Here is a 19,725-nt window from a genome sequence, read left to right as displayed (position 1 = left end):
TACCGCCCGGACAGTTCCGGCAGGTACCGTGGAGCGGCCCGGACCTCGCCCAACCTTCGATCCACCCCGAGGAGCAGCACGTGTTCAATGACATTGGCGCCCTTGAGGTGATCGCGCTCGCGGTGCTCGCCGTGATCGTCTTCGGTCCCGAGAAGCTGCCCAAGGTCATTCAGGATGTCTCGGGCTTCATAAGAAAGGTCCGCGCGTTCTCCGAGAGTGCCAAGGAAGACATCCGCTCCGAGCTCGGCCCGGAGTTCAAGGACTTCGAATTCGAGGACCTCAACCCCAAGACGTTCGTCCGTAAGCAGTTGATGGACAACGACGATCTGGGGCTGAACGAGATCCGCAGCAGCTTCGACCTCCGCAAGGAGATGAACGAGGTCGCGGACGCGGTGAACGGCCATGAGAGCGCGTCCGACGCGGATGTCCCCGCGACGCCGGTCTCCACGAATGGCTCCGCTGCGATCGGGTCGTCCGCGAAGGGCTCCTCCACCATCCCCGACCTGCTCAAGAAGCCCGAGAAGCCCGCTCAGCCCGCGCGTCCGCCCTTCGACGCAGACGCCACCTGAGTACGACTAACCCGATGAGTCGGGACCTGGTGGCTATCCTCCATCTGTTCGGCAGTGAGGCGCCCGTCGGCGGCGGGCCGCTCCGGACGCTCACGATCGAGGAGGCGCCGGCAGATGGAGACGACGAGTCGGGCAGGTACGCGGGACGCGGCCGGCTCAGCCAAGGCCGGAGGGGTGCCGGCCGCCCTGCGTACGGTCGAAGGCTATCTGCGGGCGCCTTTCCCCTGGTACGGACTGGACGGTGCCTTCAACGGCCCGCGCTGGCTCATGCAGGTCGGCGCGACGGCGGACGGAGCGGTACGGCACGGCGCCACGGGCCATGGTGAGGAGCCGTCGATAAGACCGGAGGCTTCGGCCGCCCACAGGGAACGCTTCGCGGTGGTCGTGACGGTGGCCACGAGCCCCGAACGGCGCTCCGGTGACGGTACGGGCCACCTGGACGCCACCACGGCCTCCTCCGCGGCCTGGCTGGCCGGTTCGGGGCTGCTGGCCTTCACCTGGCCCCCGCAGCTGGACCACGCGCTGCGTGACAACTGGCTGGACCAGCAGACGGAGGCGGCGTTCGAGCTGGCCGACGATCTGGACGGGCCGGAGTGGACGACGCTCTCGCTGCCGGTCGACGCGGAGCCGACGCCCTTCCACTACCGCGAGTCCGAGTTCGGCTGGGTGCTGGCCGGCTCGACGCGCCGCGGGGTGCACCTCGGGGCGTACGGGCGCGGGATGAGCCCCTATGGCCTCGGCTTCTCGGTGATCGAGGACATCAGGACGTACGCGGCTTAGAACAGTAAGGGGCGGCCGCAATAGGCGGCCGCCCCTTACCTGTTGATCAGTCAGGCCCGGCTCAGAACTTGTTGCGCGGGGTGATCCCCAGCGACATGCCCGACAGGCCGCGCTGCCGGCTGCCCAGCTTGCCGGCGATCCCGCGCAGCGCGGCGGCGGCCGGGGAGTCGGGGTCGGAGAGCACGATGGGCTTGCCCTCGTCGCCGCCCTCCCGCAGCCGTACATCGATCGGGATCGCCCCGAGCACCGGCACCTCGGCGCCTGTCCTCTTCGTCAGCCCCTCGGCGACCAGCTTGCCGCCGCCGGTGCCGAAGACGTCGATCATCTCGTCGCAGTGCGGGCACGGCAGACCCGACATGTTCTCGACCACACCGACGATCTTCTGATGGGTCTGTACGGCGATGGAACCGGCCCGCTCGGCGACCTCGGCCGCGGCCTGCTGCGGGGTGGTCACCACCAGGATCTCGGCGTTCGGCACGAGCTGCGCCACGGAGATCGCGATATCGCCGGTCCCCGGCGGCAGGTCGAGCAGCAGCACATCCAGATCGCCCCAGTAGACGTCCGCGAGGAACTGCTGGAGCGCGCGGTGCAGCATCGGCCCGCGCCAGACGACCGGCTCGTTGCCCGGGGTGAACATCCCGATGGAGATCACCTTCACACCGTTCGCCGACGGCGGCATGATCATGTTCTCGACCTGGGTGGGCCTGCCGTCCGAGCCGAGCATCCGCGGCACGCTGTGCCCGTAGATGTCCGCGTCGACCACACCGACCTTGAGCCCGTCGGCCGCCATCGCGGCGGCCAGGTTGACCGTCACCGAGGACTTGCCGACACCGCCCTTGCCCGACGCCACCGCGTACACCCGGGTCAGGGACCCCGGCTGGGCGAACGGCACCTCGCGCTCGGCGGTGCCGCCGCGCAGGGAGGCCGCCAGCGCGCGCCGCTGCTCGTCGCCCATCACGTCCAGCGTGACGTCCACGCGCGTGACACCCGCGACCCGGGCGACCGCTTCGGTCACGCTCCGGGTGATCGTGTCGCGCATCGGGCAGCCGGACACCGTCAGATAGACCGTGACGGCCACCGCGCCGTCCGCACCGATATCCACCGATTTGACCATGCCCAGGTCGGTGATCGGCCGATGGATCTCGGGGTCGTTCACCGTCGCCAGTGCCTCGCGCACCGCTTCTTCCGCGGGGGCGGCGGTTCCGTACGTGTCGGTAGCCATACCGAGATGGTACGGCGATCCGTACCGGCTCGGGAAAACCCGTCAGCGGCCGGTTTCCTCGCGGCCTGGTTCCGCCGGGGGCGGTGAGCGCTGCTCCGTCATGTCCCGCACCAGATCCTGAAGCTCCGACCGGATCCAGTCGCGCGTGGCGACCTCGCCCAGACCGATCCGCAGCGCCGCGATCTCGCGCGTCAGATATTCGGTGTCCGCGATCGAGCGCTCGTTCTGCTTGCGCTCCTGCTCCTGTGTGACCCGGTCCCGGTCGTCCTGGCGGTTCTGTGCCAGCAGGATCAGCGGCGCGGCGTACGAGGCCTGGAGGGAGAGCATCAGCGTCAGAAAGATGAACGGGTAGGGGTCGAAGCGCAGTTCGCTCGGGGCCGTGACGTTCCAGACGAGCCAGACGATGATGATCAGCGTCATCCAGACGATGAAGCGCCCCGTCCCCAGGAAGCGGGCGATGCGCTCCGAGAGCATCCCGAAAGCCTCGGGGTCGTACTCGGGCAGCAGTCGGCGCCGTGGCAGGGCCGGCTGGTCGAGCCTGATCCGGCCACCCCGCAGAAGCGCGGTCGACCCGGCCCCGGAGCCGGTCCGCGCGCGCTCCCGTCCTGGCTCCCTGTCGGGCCGCTCACTCACCACGGGCCGCCCCGTCCAGCCCGTGGTAACCGGTCTCCCGCCAGTCGTCGGGCAGCAGGTGGTCGAGTACGTCATCGACGGTCACGGCGCCGAGCAGCGATCCGCCCTCGTCCACCACCGGCGCCGAGACCATGTTGTACGCGGCGAGATGGCTGGTGATCGCGGGCAGCGTGGTGTCGGGCGCGAGCGGCGGCAGATCGCTGTCGACGATCGAGCTGACCAGCGTGTACGGCGGATCCCGCAGCAGCCGCTGGAAGTGCACCGTGCCCAGATACTTGCCCGTCGGCGTCTCGTCCGGCGGCCGGCAGACATAGACCTGCGCCGCGAGCGCGGGGGAGAGGTCCGGGAGCCGTACCCGCGCGAGCGCGTCCGCCACCGTCGCGTCGGGCCGCAGCACGATCGGGTCGGTCGTCATCAGACCGCCCGCCGTGCGCTCCTCGTACGACATCAGCCGCCGCACATCGGCGGCGTCGTCCGGCCGCATCAGCGTGAGCAGCCGCTCCTTGTCGCTCTCGGGCAGCTCGGAGAGAAGGTCGGCCGCGTCGTCCGGGTCCATCGCCTCCAGGACATCGGCCGCGCGCTCCTCCTTGAGCTTGCCGAGGATCTCCACCTGGTCGTCCTCGGGTAACTCCTCCATCACATCGGCGAGCCGGTCGTCATCGAGGGCGACGGCCACCTCGCCCCGCCGCTTCGGCGTCAGATGGTGCAGCACATTGGCGACTTCGACCGGGCGCAGCCGTTCGAAGGTGGCGACAAGATTCTCCGCGCCCTGGCCCTCCTCCTCCAGCGAGAAGCCCGTGACCGCGGACCAGTCGACGGTCAGGGTCTCCCCGCGCCGCCGCAGGGCGCCGCCCTTCCTGCCACGCCGTACGAAGACCTTGTCGATCTCCCAGTCGCGGCGGGCCGGCAGCTGACGGATGGCGACATCGAGGACCATCACCTCCTCGCCGCTCTCCACGAGCCGCACCCGGCGGTCGAGCAGTTCGCCGAGTACGAGGCGTTCGGTGGGCCGCTGCTCGAAGCGGCGCATGTTGAGCACGCCCGTGCTGATCACCTGGCCCGACTCGACGCCCGTCACCCGGGTCATGGGCAGAAAGATCCGGCGCCGGCTGAGTACTTCGACGACCAGCCCGAGCAGCCGGGGCGGACGGCCGCCGACCCGCAGCATCGCGACGAGATCGCGGACCCGGCCCACCTGGTCGCCGGCCGGATCGAAGACGGCCACACCGGCGATATGCGAGACAAAGATCCGGGGGGCGCCTGCCGCCATTTCCCAGCGCCTCCTTCGCCCTCGGTTGTCCTTCTATCCGGCGGGATAACGGGTTCAGGCTAGCCCGTACCGCTGCGGTATGCCCTGACGGATCCGTCCGTACGGCGTTCCCCCGACGACGGTGCGGCTCCCTGTCGAGGCGTGCCTCCGGCCCGGGTACGCTGCGGTCTGTCACCCCCCAGCCGTGTGTGAGAGGCAGTGCGTCTGTGACCGTTCTCCTGTCGTCCGGCCGTGCCCGCCGGATCGCTCTCCCCGTCGCGTTCTGCGTGGGGCTGGCCGCGGTTCTCACGGCATGCGGTGAAGACCCGGACGAGGGCACGAACGGGGTCGGCAAGCTCTCCGCCACCGAGATCGAGAGAAAGGCGCGGACGTCGGCGAACGCCGCCGGCGCGGTCAGGCTCTCCGGCACGCTGGTCACCCAGGGGGAGACCTTCAAGCTCAATATGCGGCTCAAGACGAACGGCGGGACCGGCACCGTCACCTCGAAGAACAGCACCTTCCAGTTGCTGCGCATCGAGGACGCCCTCTTCCTGAAGGCCGACGCCGGTTTCTGGAGTCACACGGGCGACGAGGACGGCGAGGACGGCAAGGAGACCACCAAGCCGAGCGGTTCGGACGCCGAGGCCGCCGACAAACTCCAGGACAAGTATGTGAAGGTCCCGGAGGACGACCCCTCGTACAAGCAGCTGAGCGGCTTCACCGACATGAAGGTGCTGCTCGCCGGGATACTGACGCTGCACGGCAAGCTGAACAAGGGCGCCCGCGACCGCATCGGCGGTGTGAAGACCATCAAGATCAATGGCAGTGAGGGCGACGGCGGGACGCTGGACGTCTCGCTGGAGGGCACTCCGTACCCGCTGCAACTGGTGCGTGCGGGCGGCGCGGGGACGCTCTCGCTCGGCGACTGGGGCCGCGACTTCGAACTGGCGCCGCCGGCCAAGGGCGAGACCCTCGACTACGGCAGTCGGCTCCCGGCCACCAGCGACTAGTCCTTGCTTTTCCCACGGCCTTTCGCACGGCCTTTCCCATGGCCCTTGTCGCGCTTGAGCAGCAGCCGGCCGAGCGGGGCGGGCAGGGGCTGACGGGTCGTCGCCGAGGTCGGCAGCGGCGCCGCCGCCAGCGAGGAGTCCGGCAGGTCGGTGGTCGCGGCCCGAGGCGTCAGCCGCAGCACCCGGCACTCGCGCGCCCAGCGCTCCGTCATCACCTCGGCGTCGGGCGCGTTCAGCCGCTTGCCCTTGAGCTCGGCGACGGCCGCCTCCCAGCCCTCCGAGTGCGGCGCCAGCTCCGCGACGGCCGCCGTCCAGACGACGAGCCGGCCGCCCTTGTCCTTGCTGCGTACGGTCACCTCGGCGGCGGAGCCGTCCACGAGCCCCGGCAGCGGCTGCTCCCCGGGGCCGTCCCCGACCAGCAGCGCCGCGCCCTCGTGCCATACGTGCCACAGCGCGCGGTCGGGGCCCGAGCCGCGCACCCAGATGAGGCCCGACTTCTTGGTGGCCTCTTCGACGAGGACCTGGCCGAGGTCGGGCCCGAGGTCGTGCCCGAGGTCTGGATCTGTCATGCCCGCAGCCTATCCAGCCGCCGGGAGAGCGGCCTGACGGTCTCTCCGGGCAGTCTCTAGAGCCAGCCGTTCCGCTTGAGGGTGCGGTGGATCGTCACACAGATGGTGGCGATCGCGGCGAGCACCATGGGATAGCCGTACTTCCACCCCAGCTCCGGCATGTGATCGAAGTTCATGCCGTAGACACCGCACACGGCCGTCGGTACGGCGATGATCGCCGCCCAGGACGTGATCTTGCGCATGTCCTCGTTCTGCGCGACCGTCGCCTGCGCCAGATTCGCCTGGAGGATCGAGTTCAGCAGCTCGTCGAAGCCGATGACCTGCTCATGCACCCGGGCCAGATGGTCGGCGACATCGCGGAAGTACTTCTGGATGTCCGGGTCGACCAGCCGCATCGGCCGCTCGCTCAGCAGCTCCATCGGCCGCAGCAGCGGGGACACGGCCCGCTTGAACTCCAGCACCTCGCGCTTGAGCTGGTAGATCCGCCCGGCGTCCGAGCCGCGCGGGCTGCCCTTCGCGGGCGCCGAGAACACATCGATCTCGACCTCGTCGATGTCGTCCTGGACCGCCGCCGCGACCGCGACATAGCCGTCGACGACATGGTCGGCGATGGAGTGCAGCACGGCCGAGGGGCCCTTGGTGAGGAGTTCGGCGTCGCTCTCCAGCCGGTGGCGCAGCGCGCGCAGCGAGCCCTGGCCGCCGTGCCGGACGGTGATCACGAAGTCCCGGCCGGTGAAGCACATGACCTCGCCGGTGTCGACCACCTCGCTGGTCGCGGTCAGCTCGGCGTGCTCGACGTAGTGGATGGTCTTGAAGACGGTGAACAGGGTGTCGTCGTACCGCTCCAGCTTGGGCCGCTGGTGCGCGTGCACCGCGTCCTCCACCGCCAGCGGGTGCAGCCCGAACTCGGCCGCGATACCGGCGAATTCCTCCTCGGTCGGCTCGTGCAGGCCGATCCAGGCGAAGCCGCCGCCCTCGCGCACCCGCAGCATCGCCTCGTGCGGGGTGACACAGGGGTTCTCGGTGACCCGCCGGCCGTCGCGGTAGACCGCGCAGTCGACCACCGCGCTCGACGCGGAGGGGTCACGGGTGGCGTCGTACGTGTCGTACTTGCTGTACGCGGGCTTGGGCTTGCGCAGGGCCGGACGGACGGCTGCGCGCAGGTCACGGATCATCGACATGGCGGGCTCCTTCACGGAGAGGCCGTCGGCGAGGCGTGGCACAGCCCGGAATGGGGACGTGATGCATACGTCCGCAAAGCGGGCGGCACCGCGGGGTCGCGGTGACGGCGTTCGCTACAGACAGGTTCGCTACGGACAGGCAGAGAACTCAGGTACTGCTCAGGTACTGAGAGACGTGCTCTTCCGTCGTGCGAGATGCCGTGGGCCCGGGGGACGGGGCGTCAGATCACCGGACGAGAGGTCCGTACGGAAGAGCGGCTGGTACTGGCCGGGTGACTTCGATCCACCGCAGCCCCACCTCCTCCGGTCGGTCCCCCGTGGGGGATGACGTGTCGTCGGGACAAGAGACCAACGCTTCCGCGTGTGCTGTCCCGACCAGCGGCCAAGACTATCAGCAGACTGGGGGCCAACTCCGTTCCTTGCCCAATCCTTACGCGACCTATGCTCGCCGGATGGGAGAAATTCTTGATCAGGTCGAGGCCCGGCTCCGTACGGCGCTGGGTGAGCCGGACGCGCGCGCCGCGGTGACGTTCCTCGGGACGGACCGCTTCGAGGTGCTGCGCTTCCTGGACTCCCAGGGCGGCTCCGATGTGGTGCGGTACGCCACGCTCGGGATGTCGGCGCAGCCGATGGCGGACCCGTCGGCGCTGCTCGCCGACCCGGCGAAGGGGCCTCGGGCCGAGCTGGTGCTGTCGCTGCGCGCCGGGCTCGCCGACACCGATCAGGTGCTCCGCCCGCTGGCGGTGCTGGCCGCTTCCCCGCAGGTCGAGGGCGTGATCGTGGCGCCGGGCAGCTCGCTCGACCTCGGTGAGCCGCTGTGGCCGGGGGCGCCCTTCAGCTCCGTACTGGTCGGTGAGCCCGGTGGGCTGGTGGCGGATCTGGAGCTGGACGCGCCGCTGGAGCCGGTGCGGTTTCTGCCGCTGTTGCCGATGACGCCCAATGAGGCGGCGTGGAAGCGGGTCAGAGGCGCGCGGGAGCTTGAGGAGCGCTGGCTCGCGCGGGGCACGGATCTGCGCGACCCGCTGCGCGCCTCCGTGCCCCTGGACTGAGCGGGCTGGTCCCGCCGAGGTCCGCCCACAATAAGTTAGTCAAGCTAATTAATGCTGGTTGCATGTATTTCTCGGCGTCCGGACTCCGACCGGAAGGGTGATCGTCCTTGACGCGGCGTCGGCCGGGGAGGAGCGTGGGGCGCTATGAGGGGCGAACCCAGTTGCCCGAAGTGCGGTGGCCGAGTCAGGGCGCCCGGCCTCTTCGCCGACTCCTGGCAGTGCGATGTACATGGCACGGTGCACCCGCTGCAGCCCGTGATACCGCCCAGCGTCGAGGCCCTCGGCGTCGTGGTGCACCGCGCCCGGGTGCCGGTGTGGATGCCCTGGCCGCTGCCCGTCGGCTGGCTCTTCACCGGCGTGGCGTACGCGGGCGACGACCGCAGCGGCGGACGCGCCACCGCCGTCGCCTGCTCAGGACCCGGGCCGCTCGGCGGCATGGGGGAGCTGCTGCTCGTCGCCGAGGAGCTGGGCGTGGGGCTCGGCGCGCGCTACGCGGGGATCGACGGCCCGGACCCGGGCCCGGCCATATGCGTCGACAAGCCACCACCGACGAAGCTGCTCGCGGCCGGGAGGCCCACTCCGCTCTGGCATGTCGCCGACGCCCCGGAGGACCGCGCGGTCTTCGCGGGCGAGGCGCTCGGGCTGTGGCTGTGGGCCATCGTCTGGCCCGAGCAGTCGGGGCTGTTGCTCTACGACGAGGTGGTGCTGACCGATCTGCGGGACGTGGGCGCGGAGATGGAGCTGCTGCCCTGCGGAGCCCTGTCGCCCCGGCTGCTCTCCTGACGGGCCCTCCCGGGGGTGCCGTTATCCTTGGGCGTCCCCCTGTCCGCCCCGAACCTCCGGAGTGACGCGTCGTGCGCATCGATCTGCACACCCACTCCACGGCCTCGGACGGTACGGACACCCCGGCCGAGCTGGTGCGCAACGCCGCCGCCGGCGGGCTCGACATCATCGCGCTGACCGATCACGACACCACCCGCGGGCACGCCGAGGCGATCGCCGCGCTCCCGGACCTCGACCGCGACCTCACCCTCGTCACCGGCGCCGAGCTCTCCTGCCGGTTCGACGGCATCAGCCTGCACCTGCTGGCGTATCTCTTCGACCCGGACGAACCGGACCTGCTGCGCGAGCGAGAGCTGGTACGGGACGACCGCGTGCCGCGCGCGCGGACGATGGTCCGCAAGCTCCAGGAGCTGGGCGTCCCGATCACCTGGGAGCAGGTGGCGCGCATCGCGGGCGACGCCTCCCTCGGCCGCCCGCACATCGCCACCGCCCTCGTCGAACTCGGCGTCGTCGAGACCGTCTCCGACGCCTTCACCCAGGAGTGGCTCGCGGACGGCGGACGCGCGTACGCGGAGAAGCACGAGCTCGACCCCTTCGAGGCGATCCGCCTGGTCAAGGCCGCCGGCGGGGTCACCGTGTTCGCGCATCCGCAGGCCGTCAAGCGGGGCCGGGTCGTGCCCGAGTCCGCCATCGCCCGGCTCTCCGCGGCCGGTCTCGACGGCATCGAGGTCGACCACATGGATCACGACGCGCCGACCCGGGCCCGGCTGCGCGCACTGGCCGCCGAACTGGGCCTGCTGACCACCGGATCCAGCGACTACCACGGCAGCCGCAAGTTCGTCGAACTCGGCGCCTGTACCACCGACCCGGAGATCTACGGCGAGATCACCCGGCGGGCCTCCGGCGCCTTCCCGGTGCCGGGCGCGGGCGGACGCGCGTAAGCCCGGCCGTACCCGTACCGACGCCGTATCCGTTCCCCGCCGTATCCGTTCCGTTCCGCTCCCTATGGCTTCCTCATGGCGACGGCGCGTTCGCGCCCGCGCCTCGTCGCGCCCGCGCGCGACCGTCCCGTTCCCTCGTCCCTCCGTATCGCTAGGCCCTCACTGTGTTCGACTTCGCCGTTTTCGGCTCCCTCTTCCTCACGCTCTTCGTGATCATGGACCCTCCCGGGATCACCCCGATCTTCCTCGCCCTCACCTCCGGCCGGCCCGCCAAGGTCCAGCGCGCCATGGCCTGGCAGGCGGTGGCCGTCGCCTTCGGTGTGATCGCCGTCTTCGGGCTGCTGGGCCAGCAGATCCTGGACTATCTCCATGTCTCCGTACCGGCGTTGATGATCGCCGGCGGACTGCTCCTGCTGCTCATCGCGCTGGATCTGCTGACCGGCAAGACCGACGAGCCCCAGCAGACGAAGGACGTCAATGTGGCGCTCGTACCGCTGGGCATGCCGCTGCTCGCCGGACCCGGCGCGATCGTGTCCGTCATCCTCGCCGTACAGCACGCCGACGGCGCCTCGGCGCAGGTCTCGGTCTGGGCGGCGATCGTCGCGATGCATGTCGTGCTCTGGCTGACGATGCGTTACTCGCTGCTGATCATCCGCCTTATCAAGGACGGGGGAGTGGTGCTGGTGACCCGGCTGGCGGGGATGATGCTTTCGGCCATTGCCGTTCAGCAGATCATCAATGGCGTCACCCAGGTGATCCAGGGCGCCTGACATGGGCAGCGCCCCCGTACGAGTGATCCGTACAGGGGCGCTTCGTCGGTTCGCGGCCGGTCGCTGTGGTGCGCGTCGCGAAGGGAGAGGGGTTACGAGGCCGAGGATTCGGCCGGGCGGATATAGATGCGCTGGCCCATCGCGGCGGCCTGCTGCACGATCCGATTGACGGAGGCGGCGTCAACAACGGTGCTGTCGACAGCGGAGCCGTCAACATCGTCGAGTCGCATGATTTCGAAGCGCAAGGCTTCTCCCTTCGTCTGATCCTCCTGCTGGAGAACTATGGGTGACGGGCGGGGCCGTCGGCAGTTACATCTGGCTGCAACGCCTTGCCCTCTGCAAACATTCCCTACGCTAAGGAAATTTTTCGGGTGGCTAAGTACTGGCGGGGTACAGCCGCGTCCGCAGAGAATGAACGGTGGATGAGCGAGGCTGTATGAGAGAGGCAGAGATCAACCCGGAGATCAACCCGGAGATCGCCGACATCGGCGCCCGTCTGGAGCGCACCAACGCACTGCTCCAGCGCATGCTCGCCGAGGTCGCCAAGACTCCGTCCACACATGCCATCTTCGTCGACGCCGGTTACGTCTATGCTGCGGCCGGGTTGCTTGTGGCGGGTACCGAGGACCGGCGCGCCTTCGATCTGGACGCCGAGGGGCTCATCGAGGCCTTCATCGACAAGGCGCGGATCATCTTCGCGGACAGCAGACTGCTCCGCGTGTACTGGTACGACGGCGCCAGGCGCCGGATCCACACCTCGGAGCAGCAGTCCATCGCCGAACTGCCCGACGTCAAGGTCAGGCTCGGCAACCTCAACGCCAACAACCAGCAGAAGGGCGTCGACTCCCTGATCCGTACGGATCTCGAATCGCTCGCCCGGCACCGCGCCATCAGTGACGCGGCGCTGGTCGGCGGTGACGAGGACCTGGTCTCGGCCGTCGAGGCGGCCCAGGGGTACGGCGCGCGCGTGCACCTCTGGGGCATCGAGGCGGGCGAGGGGCGCAACCAGGCCGAGCCGCTGCTGTGGGAGGTCGACAGCCAGCGCACCTTCGACCTGGACTTCTGCAAGCCGTATGTCACCCGCCGCCCGGTCACCACGTACGAGCACGAGGGCGAGCCGCCGCCCTCCCGCGACCAGGTGCGGTTCATCGGCGCGCAGATCGCCGCGACATGGCTGGCGGAGCGCGGCAGGGAAGCCATGTCCGAGCTGCTGCCGGGCCATCCGTATCTGCCGGGCCCGGTGGACCAGGATCTGCTGATCGAGGCGGAGAAGCTGCTCCAGCGGTCACTGAGGGGCCATGCCATGCTGCGGCGGTCGCTGCGGGACGGATTCTGGCAGCACTTGCAGGCGCAGTACTGACGGCCCGGCACCGACCCGGCCGGCGACCGGCCGTCCCGTGACGGCGGTCAGCCGCGGGTGTCCCAGAAGTCCCTGAGCGCCGCGGCGGTCTCCCGCGGCCGGTCGGTGTTGGGCGAGTGCTGGGCTCCCTCGATGACCGTCCGGCGGGCGCCGAGCCGCCGCGCCATCTCGTCCAGCTGCGGCACCGGCCAGGTGTCGTCCCGTTCGCCCGACATCACATGCTTGGGCAGCGGCTGTACGGCGGCCAGCTCGTCGACCCGGTCCGGCTCCTCGGTCAGCTGGCGGCCGGTGGCGATCAGCTGGGCCGGCCGGGTGAGGAGCCAGCGCCTGCGCAGATCCTCCCCGTCGATCGCGGTCTCCTCGGGGGGATCCATCGACCGCATGATCTCCCAGACCTGCTGCATCGTCATGGCCCTGAGCGCCCCGCTCAGCAGCTCGGCGCGCTCCCGCTGGACCGGGGACACCCGCGCGGGCCCGGAGGACAGCAGCGTCAGCGTCACGAACGGGCCGGGGTCGAGCAGCACGGCGGCACGGGCGATCAGCCCGCCGAGCGAGTGCCCGAGCAGATGTACGGGCGAACCGACCGCCTCCGTCTGCGCCAGTACGTCGGCGGCCAGCTCGCTCTGCGCGTAGCCGTCCTCGGTGTCCGGGCCCTCGGTCTCGTACTGGCCGCGGCCGTCCACACAGACGACCCGGTAGCCGGCCGCCGTAAGGGGCTCCAGCAGCGCGATGAAGTCCTCCTTGCTGCCGGTGAACCCGGGGAGCATCAGCGCGGTGCCGCGCGGCTCCCCGGCCGGCCGCGCGTCGAGCGTGGCGAAGGGGCCGCGACGGGTCGCGAGCGTACGGGCGCGGGCACAGGAGGGCGGGACGAACGTGGGCGGCCGACTCATGCGAAGAGGTTAGGGCCTGAGGCCCTGCGATGCCTTTGGGGGTGGGGGAGGTCCGGGAACGCCGATGGCCCGGCACCCCCCGTCTGGGGGCGTCGGGCCATCCGGCTGTGGTGCGCGCGTACGTCAGCTCTCGGTCTTCGCCGCTGTCGTGCGCGTACGGCGGCGGCGCGGCTTGGGCGTGGCCTCCGCGTCCGCTTCGGGTGCCTCCGCGGTCGCGGCGGCCTCGACGGCCTCGGCGGCCGGCTTGGCGACGCGGGTGCCGCGACGCGGCTTGGTCTCCGCGACGGGGGCCTCGCCCTTGGCGTCCGCCGACTGCACCACCGCCGACTCCGCGGCCTCGGCCACGGACTTGGCGACGCGGGTACGGCGGCGCGGCTTGGTCTCGGCGACCGGCGCCTCGGGGGCGTCGACCGGCTCGGTGACCGCGGCCGTCTCGACCGTCGTGGCCGCGTCGGCCGCGGGCTTCGCGGCCCGGGTGCGACGGCGGCGCGGCTTGGCCACGGGCTCCGCCTCCGGGTCGGAGACAACCGGCTCCGCCACGGCGTCCGGGGCCGTGACGGTGGCCGAGATCTCCGCGGTCTCCACGGCCGGCGTCCCGGTCACGGCGCCGGGTCCGCCGCGGGTACGGCGGCGACGGCGCGGGGTACGCGGCTCGGTGGCCCGCTCCACGCGCTCGGGCACGTCCATCGGCACGGCGGTCTGGAACTGCGGCTCGGCGGTCTGGAATTGCGGCACCGCGGTCTGGAACCGCGGCTCCGCGCTCGGGGACTGCGGCTCGGCCGCCGTACCGGCCGCCCCCAGCGGGGTCCCGCCACGGGTGCGGCGGCGCTGGCGCGGAGTGCGCGTACGGGCCGGGCGCTCTTCCCGTACCGCCGCGGCGGGGGCGGCGGACTTACGGCCGCGACCGCCCGTCTCGCCGAGGTCCTCGACCCGCTCCGCCGACAGACCGGCGCGCGTACGCTCCGCGCGCGGCAGGACGCCCTTGGTCCCGGCGGGGATGTTCAGCTCCTCGAACAGGTGCGGGGACGTGGAGTACGTCTCCGGCGGGTCCGGGAAGCCGAGGTCCAGCGCCTTGTTGATCAGCTGCCAGCGCGGGATGTCGTCCCAGTCGACCAGCGTGACGGCGGTACCCGACGCGCCCGCCCGGCCCGTGCGGCCGATGCGGTGGAGGTAGGTCTTCTCCTCCTCGGGCGACTGGTAGTTGATCACATGGGTCACGCCCTCGACGTCGATACCGCGCGCGGCGACATCGGTGCAGACGAGCACATCGACCTTGCCGTTGCGGAAGGCGCGCAGCGCCTGCTCGCGGGCGCCCTGGCCCAGGTCGCCGTGGACCGCGCCGGAGGCGAAGCCGCGCTGGGCGAGCTGGTCGGCGATGTCCGCGGCCGTACGCTTCGTACGGCAGAAGATCATCGCCAGGCCGCGGCCCTCGGACTGGAGGATGCGGGCGACCATCTCCGGCTTGTCCATGGAGTGGGCGCGGTAGACGCGCTGCGTCGTGTTGGCGACGGTCGCGCCCTCGTCGTCCGGCGAGGTGGCGCTGATGTGGGTGGGCTGCGACATGTAACGGCGGGCGAGACCGATGACCGCGCCCGGCATCGTCGCGGAGAACAGCATCGTCTGCCGCTTGGGCGGCAGCAGCTGGATGATCTTCTCGACGTCGGGCAGGAAGCCCAGGTCGAGCATCTCGTCGGCCTCGTCCAGGACGAGCGCGCGCACATGGGAGAGATCGAGCTTCTTCTGGCCCGCCAGGTCGAGCAGCCGGCCCGGGGTGCCGACAATCACATCGACGCCCTTCTTGAGGGCCTCGACCTGCGGCTCGTAGGCACGGCCGCCGTAGATCGCCAGGACTCGGACGTTACGCACCTTGCCGGCCGTCAGCAGGTCATTGGTGACCTGCGTGCACAGCTCGCGGGTGGGGACGACGACGAGCGCCTGCGGGGCGTTCGTGAGCTTCTCGGGTCCGGCCCGGCCGGTCTCGACGTCCGCGGGGACGGTGACGCGCTCCAGGAGCGGCAGACCGAAGCCGAGCGTCTTGCCCGTGCCGGTCTTGGCCTGTCCGATGACGTCCTTGCCGGAGAGCGCGACGGGGAGCGTCATCTCTTGGATGGGGAACGGAGACAGGATGCCGACGGCTTCTAGCGCTTCGGCTGTCTCGGGGAGGATTCCGAGGTCTCGGAAAGTCGTAGTCAGGGTGCTGCCTCTTCTGTGAGACGCGGCGCGAGGCGAACGCTGGGGGTCGTACCGCACCTGGATACTCGGCCGGCCGTGGATTGGCCGGATGGCGCGGGACCACTGCCGTCGCTCGAGCGCTCGAACCGCTGAGGGGGCCCCTCATCTGCGGCCGTACGCTGCTGTGCGTACGATCCGCGTGGAGGGCGGTCGGGTCGGAGCCGATCGGGCCACCGACCGGGCATCCTCATGGGGCCTGTACGAGGGACGACCCTCGTTCAAACACTGTCTAACACTGCGATCGCCCGCCGAATATTCGGCAGGCGCCATTACCACTGTACCCCGGAATCGCGCATGTGTGTTGGGCGAATTCGTCGGAACGGTGTGGCCACAGTGTCTGACCAGGGCCTTACGCGGCGCGAAGAGCGGGCTATTGTGCGGTCCATGGAGACGCCCGACAACGCCACCACGCCCGCATCCGCAGCCGAGGAACCCACCGGGATCGCCGCCCAGGACTGGGACACGGCCTCCGCCGAGCCGCAGTACCGCGCCGCCGTCGTGGATCTGCTGGGAGCGCTCGCCTACGGGGAGCTGGCGGCCTTCGAGCGGCTGGCCGAGGACGCCAAGCTCGCGCCGACCCTCGCCGACAAGGCCGCCCTGGCGAAGATGGCCGCCGCCGAGTTCCACCACTTCGAGCGGTTGAACGACCGGCTGCGGGCGATCGACGCCGAGCCGACCGGCGCGATGGAGCCCTTCGCGAAGGCGCTCGACGACTTCCACCGGCTGACCGCGCCGTCGGACTGGCTGGAGGGCCTGGTCAAGGCGTACGTGGGCGACTCGATCGCCAGCGACTTCTACCGTGAGGTGGCCGCGCGGCTGGACACCGACACCCGCGCGCTGGTGCTCGCCGTGCTGGACGACACGGGACACGGCAACTTCGCCGTGGAGAAGGTCCGCGCCGCGATCGAGGCGGAGCCGCGGGTCGGCGGGCGCCTGGCGCTCTGGGCGCGGCGGCTGATGGGCGAGGCGCTTTCCCAGGCGCAGCGGGTGGTGGCCGAGCGCGACGCGCTCTCCACGATGCTCGTGGGCGGGGTGGCGGACGGATTCGATCTCGCGGAGGTCGGCCGGATGTTCTCCCGGATCACCGAGGCGCACACCAAGCGGATGGCCGCTCTCGGACTGGCCGCCTGAGCAGGCGGCCCTCCGGGATGGGACGGGAACGGTCCGGGACCGGTCGAGAACGGTCGGGAACCGGTCGGGAACGGGTTCAGGAGGAGATCGGGGCGCGCCGCAGCGCCCGATGCGTGGGGCGGAGCAACAGCGACAGCAGCACCGCCCCCACCAGCAGGGCGCCGATGAGCGTCGCGGGGATATGACCGGCGCCGAGCGCCATGTGCGTCACATAGGCGCCGAAGAGCGCGCCGACGGGCCCGGCCGTGAACACCGTCCGGTGAGCCGGCAGCCGGTGGGACAGCCGGCTCGCGGCGGCCCACGAAAGACCGAGTCCGAGCAGGACCGATCCGAGAACTTCCCAGATCACTGCTGATCACCTCACGACGCCGAAAGTGACATGTGGTCAGGGCTTTTGGGCCCAGCACGTCACTACCCGGAGCGCACGGGACGCAACCCCGACGGACCCCCCGGGAGAGGGCGGCTACGCGCACAGCGGAACTCGCGGGTAACGGACAGAGGAATGGACAGGGGAATGGCCCGGCGGATGTCCCGCCGGGCCATTCCCGGATGTCCGTGACGACAGTGACTCGTGACGACAGTGACTACAGAGCGCCGAACCCGACGCGTCGGGTGGCCGGCTCACCGATCTCCACGTACGCGATCCGCTCGGCCGGTACGAGCACCTTGCGCCCCTTGTCGTCCGTGAGACTGAGCAACTGCGCCTTGCCGGCCAGCGCGTCGGCGACGGCGCGCTCGACCTCCTGGGCGGTCTGCCCGCTCTCCAGAACGATCTCGCGGGGCGTGTGCTGCACGCCGATCTTGACCTCCACGGCTATGTCCCTCCGAACGGTCTGCGTTGCGCGGTCAGCCGCGCGGTACGCAGCACACATTAGCCCGGAGTGACCATCCGGAAGGCGCCGCGGGGAACGCCCGCAGCGAACACCCGCCGTTCAGTGCGGCTCACTGCCGTGCAGCGGGAAGCCGGCGATTCCGCGCCAGGCCAGCGAGGTGAGGAGCTGGACCGCCTGATCACGGGGGATCGCGGACTCGCTGGAGAGCCAGTAGCGGGCCACCACCTGGGAGACGCCGCCGAGCCCCACGGCCAGCAGCATGGACTCCTCCTTGGAGAGCCCGGTGTCCTCGGCGATCACATCGGAGATGGCCTCCGCGCACTGGAGCGCGACCCGGTCCACGCGCTCGCGCACCGCGGGCTCGTTCGTCAGATCGGACTCGAAGACCAGCCGGAAGGCGCCGCCCTCGTCCTCGACATAGGCGAAGTACGCGTCCATCGTGGCTTCGACGCGCTGCTTGTTGTCCGTCGTGGACGCGAGCGCCGTACGGACCGCCTGGAGCAGGCTCTCGCAGTGCTGGTCGAGCAGGGCGAGGTACAGCTCCAGCTTGCCGGGGAAGTGCTGGTAGAGGACGGGCTTGCTGACGCCGGCCCGCTCGGCGATGTCGTCCATCGCGGCCGCGTGGTAGCCCTGTGCGACGAACACTTCCTGAGCCGCGCCCAGCAGCTGATTGCGTCGGGCGCGACGCGGCAGGCGCGTGCCTCGCGGGCGCGCCGCCTCTGTCTGCTCTATGGCTGTCACGCCGCCTCCCAAAGTTCGTTCCGTGCGCGCTGTGCGCCGCCTGGCCATCGTACTTTTGGGTAACCCGGCTGTGCGTGGTGAGGACCCGTTTTTTTGGGGTCCGGTAGCCTCCGGCGGGCGCACCCGGCGCTTGGTCGCGGGACCCCTTGCGCCCGGTCACTGACGGTAGTCGTCGTCCTCGTCGGTTCCGACCGCCCGTGCCTGATCGGCCGCGTCCGCTTCGTCGGCCCTGTCCGGGTCGGTACGCGTCAGGGGTTCGTCGCCCCCGGGCCGTACGTCCGTGTGCTGTTCCGCGGCGTCGGCTTCGGGGACCTCCTCGTCCAGTTCGGCTTCCTCGTCGTTCGTCTCGAAGGTCTCGGGATCCGTGGGGTCAACCGCCATGGCGTGCCCTTTCTCTCCCTAAGAGCCTAGAAGCCGGGGGTGCGAGACGCCATGCGGCCTGTGACGCCGAACACACGGGCCGGGGGCGTGATCGTCTCGTAACATTGCGGCATGTCGTCGACCGAGCTGCCGGAAGCCGTCGCCGCCGCCATGGCGCCGAAGGTGAGTCCCGTACGGGTCGCGGACGGGGAGCGGCTCCGTTCCGTCACGCTGCCAGGACTGACGCTGAACGTACGGAGCCGGCCGGCGTCCCGGGCCGGCGCGCCGCCCGCGCTGTATGTGCACGGGCTCGGCGGCTCGTCGCAGAACTGGTCGGCGCTCATGTCGCTCCTGGCGGACACCGTCGACGGCGAGGCCGTCGATCTGCCCGGCTTCGGGGACTCGCCGCCGCCGGACAACGGCGATTACTCGGTCAGCGGCCAGGCCCGCGCGGTGATCCGGCTGCTGGACGTGGCGGGGCGCGGCCCCGTCCATCTCTTCGGCAACTCCCTCGGGGGCGCCGTCGCCACCCGCGTCGCGGCGGCCAGACCCGATCTGGTGCGGACCCTGACGCTGGTCTCGCCGGCGCTGCCGGAGATCCTGGTCCAGCGCACCGCGCTGCCGACCGCGCTGCTCGCGCTGCCCGGAGTCGCCTCGCTGTTCGGCCGGCTGACCCGGCACTGGACGCCGGAGCAGCGCACCCGGGGTGCGATGGACATCACGTACGGCGATCCCTCGTCGGTGACCGAGGAGGAACTGCGCCACGCCGTGCAGGAGATGGAGCGGCGGCTGCAACTGCCCTATTTCTGGGACGCGATGACCAACTCGGCGCGCGGTATCGTCAACGCGTACACCCTGGGTGGTCAACATGGGCTGTGGCGGCAGGCCGAGCGGGTGCTGGCGCCGACACTGCTCGTCTACGGTGGGCGGGACCTGCTCGTTTCGTACCGGATGGCCCGCAGAGCGTCGGCCGCGTTCCGCGGTTCCCGGCTGTTGACCCTCCCCGACGCCGGACATGTTGCCATGATGGAGTACCCGCAGCAGGTCGCGCAGGCCTGCCGGGAACTCATCGATGACTACGACAGGAGCTGATCCGGGCCGTGGGACGACACAGCCGCAAGGGCCCCGCACCCCAGGGCACGCGGTCCACGGCCCCGGTCGCGGCGGGCGAACCGGCCCCGGCGCGGGCCGGATCCGGCAAGGGACGGCGCGGGCGCGGACCGGACGGCCAGGAGGCGGACCCGGAACAGCAGCACGGCGGCCCGGCCTACGCCACCCCCGCGCAGGGCGTGCCGCAGGTGCGCGGCGGTCACCCCGAGCAGCGGGAGGCCGGCGGCGGCTGGGGCGGTGAGCGGCGCCAGAGCGCTCCGCGCGGCCCCGCCGCGCGCGCCGCGGCCCCGCCCAAGCAGCCCGGCGCGCCCG

At 70.8% G+C, this 19,725-nt stretch carries 22 protein-coding genes and 1 pseudogene; 12 read left to right on the top strand and 11 right to left on the bottom strand.

The window, feature by feature from the left end:
* The first annotated feature begins 80 nt into the window (after positions 1 to 80).
* On the top strand, positions 81 to 569 hold the full coding sequence (locus M1203_RS03225; protein ID WP_249947948.1) for a sec-independent translocase: 489 nt from the start codon (positions 81 to 83) through the stop codon (positions 567 to 569).
* 114 nt (positions 570 to 683) lie between these two features.
* On the top strand, positions 684 to 1,349 hold the full coding sequence (locus M1203_RS03220) for a hypothetical protein (RefSeq protein ID WP_249947947.1): 666 nt from the start codon (positions 684 to 686) through the stop codon (positions 1,347 to 1,349).
* A 61-nt stretch (positions 1,350 to 1,410) separates the two neighbouring features.
* Here M1203_RS03220 and M1203_RS03215 read toward each other — a convergent pair whose 3' ends face one another.
* The 3 genes from M1203_RS03215 to M1203_RS03205 are packed head-to-tail and all read right to left on the bottom strand — an operon-like array spanning position 1,411 to position 4,474.
* Positions 1,411 to 2,571 (bottom strand): Mrp/NBP35 family ATP-binding protein, encoded by a 1,161-nt coding sequence (locus M1203_RS03215; protein WP_249947946.1) that lies wholly within the window; start codon positions 2,569 to 2,571, stop codon positions 1,411 to 1,413.
* A gap of 42 nt (positions 2,572 to 2,613) precedes the next feature.
* A complete protein-coding gene (locus tag M1203_RS03210; protein WP_249947945.1) occupies positions 2,614 to 3,204 on the bottom strand; it encodes a DUF1003 domain-containing protein in 591 nt (196 codons plus the stop codon).
* Positions 3,197 to 4,474 carry a magnesium transporter MgtE N-terminal domain-containing protein gene (locus M1203_RS03205; RefSeq protein WP_249947944.1) on the bottom strand — a complete coding sequence of 426 codons (1,278 nt, stop codon included), beginning with the start codon at positions 4,472 to 4,474 and terminating at the stop codon, positions 3,197 to 3,199. Before M1203_RS03205 ends, M1203_RS03210 begins: the two co-directional genes overlap by 8 nt.
* Positions 4,475 to 4,680: 206 nt before the next feature.
* Here M1203_RS03205 and M1203_RS03200 point away from each other — a divergent pair, with 206 nt between their 5' ends.
* Complete coding sequence (locus tag M1203_RS03200) at positions 4,681 to 5,463, top strand: hypothetical protein (protein WP_249947943.1); 783 nt, start codon at positions 4,681 to 4,683, stop codon at positions 5,461 to 5,463.
* On the opposite strand, the gene M1203_RS03195 is transcribed toward M1203_RS03200, so the two are convergent.
* Positions 5,460 to 6,032, bottom strand: coding sequence for a hypothetical protein (locus M1203_RS03195; protein ID WP_249947942.1), 573 nt, complete (start codon positions 6,030 to 6,032; stop codon positions 5,460 to 5,462). The genes M1203_RS03200 and M1203_RS03195 overlap by 4 nt on opposite strands.
* 56 nt (positions 6,033 to 6,088) lie before the next feature.
* Entirely contained in the window at positions 6,089 to 7,213 is a 1,125-nt protein-coding gene (locus tag M1203_RS03190; protein WP_249947941.1) for a magnesium and cobalt transport protein CorA, read from the bottom strand.
* A gap of 452 nt (positions 7,214 to 7,665) precedes the next feature.
* On the opposite strand from M1203_RS03190, the gene M1203_RS03185 reads away from it, so the two are divergent.
* From M1203_RS03185 to M1203_RS03160, 6 genes are all read left to right on the top strand, one after another.
* Positions 7,666 to 8,262 carry a suppressor of fused domain protein gene (locus tag M1203_RS03185; RefSeq protein ID WP_249947940.1) on the top strand — a complete coding sequence of 199 codons (597 nt, stop codon included), beginning with the start codon at positions 7,666 to 7,668 and terminating at the stop codon, positions 8,260 to 8,262.
* Positions 8,263 to 8,406: 144 nt separating this feature from the next.
* Positions 8,407 to 9,045: a DUF6758 family protein gene (locus M1203_RS03180; RefSeq protein WP_249947939.1), complete on the top strand. Its 639-nt coding sequence runs from the start codon at positions 8,407 to 8,409 to the stop codon at positions 9,043 to 9,045.
* Between the two features lie 71 nt (positions 9,046 to 9,116).
* On the top strand, positions 9,117 to 9,986 hold the full coding sequence (locus M1203_RS03175) for a PHP domain-containing protein (protein ID WP_249947938.1): 870 nt from the start codon (positions 9,117 to 9,119) through the stop codon (positions 9,984 to 9,986).
* 164 nt (positions 9,987 to 10,150) lie between these two features.
* Positions 10,151 to 10,756 carry a MarC family protein gene (locus M1203_RS03170; protein ID WP_249947937.1) on the top strand — a complete coding sequence of 202 codons (606 nt, stop codon included), beginning with the start codon at positions 10,151 to 10,153 and terminating at the stop codon, positions 10,754 to 10,756.
* Positions 10,757 to 10,824: 68 nt separating this feature from the next.
* On the top strand, positions 10,825 to 11,046 hold the full coding sequence (locus M1203_RS03165) for a hypothetical protein (protein WP_249948548.1): 222 nt from the start codon (positions 10,825 to 10,827) through the stop codon (positions 11,044 to 11,046).
* A gap of 146 nt (positions 11,047 to 11,192) precedes the next feature.
* On the top strand, positions 11,193 to 12,116 hold the full coding sequence (locus M1203_RS03160; protein WP_249947936.1) for an NYN domain-containing protein: 924 nt from the start codon (positions 11,193 to 11,195) through the stop codon (positions 12,114 to 12,116).
* Between the two features lie 47 nt (positions 12,117 to 12,163).
* Here the strand turns inward: M1203_RS03160 and M1203_RS03155 are convergent, their stop codons facing one another.
* Together M1203_RS03155 and M1203_RS03150 are read right to left on the bottom strand one after the other, a co-directional pair.
* Positions 12,164 to 13,006, bottom strand: a complete 843-nt coding sequence (locus M1203_RS03155; RefSeq protein WP_249947935.1) for an alpha/beta fold hydrolase — start codon at positions 13,004 to 13,006, stop codon at positions 12,164 to 12,166.
* Between the two features lie 123 nt (positions 13,007 to 13,129).
* A complete protein-coding gene (locus M1203_RS03150; RefSeq protein ID WP_249947934.1) occupies positions 13,130 to 15,106 on the bottom strand; it encodes a DEAD/DEAH box helicase in 1,977 nt (658 codons plus the stop codon).
* A 516-nt stretch (positions 15,107 to 15,622) separates the two neighbouring features.
* On the opposite strand from M1203_RS03150, the gene M1203_RS03145 reads away from it, so the two are divergent.
* Complete coding sequence (locus M1203_RS03145) at positions 15,623 to 16,369, top strand: ferritin-like fold-containing protein (protein WP_030352889.1); 747 nt, start codon at positions 15,623 to 15,625, stop codon at positions 16,367 to 16,369.
* Positions 16,370 to 16,445: 76 nt separating this feature from the next.
* Here M1203_RS03145 and M1203_RS03140 read toward each other — a convergent pair whose 3' ends face one another.
* The 4 genes from M1203_RS03140 to M1203_RS03125 all read right to left on the bottom strand — a co-directional run bounded on the left by M1203_RS03140 (position 16,446) and on the right by M1203_RS03125 (position 18,324).
* Entirely contained in the window at positions 16,446 to 16,718 is a 273-nt protein-coding gene (locus M1203_RS03140; RefSeq protein WP_249947933.1) for a hypothetical protein, read from the bottom strand.
* Between the two features lie 235 nt (positions 16,719 to 16,953).
* Complete coding sequence (locus M1203_RS03135; RefSeq protein WP_030352887.1) at positions 16,954 to 17,181, bottom strand: DUF3107 domain-containing protein; 228 nt, start codon at positions 17,179 to 17,181, stop codon at positions 16,954 to 16,956.
* Between the two features lie 120 nt (positions 17,182 to 17,301).
* On the bottom strand, positions 17,302 to 17,943 hold the full coding sequence (locus M1203_RS03130; protein ID WP_249947932.1) for a TetR/AcrR family transcriptional regulator: 642 nt from the start codon (positions 17,941 to 17,943) through the stop codon (positions 17,302 to 17,304).
* A 156-nt stretch (positions 17,944 to 18,099) separates the two neighbouring features.
* On the bottom strand, positions 18,100 to 18,324 hold the full coding sequence (locus tag M1203_RS03125) for a hypothetical protein (protein ID WP_249947931.1): 225 nt from the start codon (positions 18,322 to 18,324) through the stop codon (positions 18,100 to 18,102).
* Between the two features lie 111 nt (positions 18,325 to 18,435).
* Here M1203_RS03125 and M1203_RS03120 point away from each other — a divergent pair, with 111 nt between their 5' ends.
* Together M1203_RS03120 and M1203_RS03115 are read left to right on the top strand one after the other, a co-directional pair.
* Positions 18,436 to 19,395 (top strand): alpha/beta fold hydrolase, encoded by a 960-nt coding sequence (locus tag M1203_RS03120; protein WP_249947930.1) that lies wholly within the window; start codon positions 18,436 to 18,438, stop codon positions 19,393 to 19,395.
* An 8-nt stretch (positions 19,396 to 19,403) separates the two neighbouring features.
* Positions 19,404 to 19,725 (top strand): annotated as a pseudogene (locus tag M1203_RS03115) (hypothetical protein); the annotation flags it as partial.

Source organism: Streptomyces sp. 35G-GA-8, from assembly GCF_023534745.1.
Classification (GTDB): Bacteria; Actinomycetota; Actinomycetes; order Streptomycetales; family Streptomycetaceae; genus Streptomyces.
The sequence above is the reverse complement of the archived record's forward strand: the minus strand, read 5'-3'. Positions and strand labels throughout refer to the sequence as shown.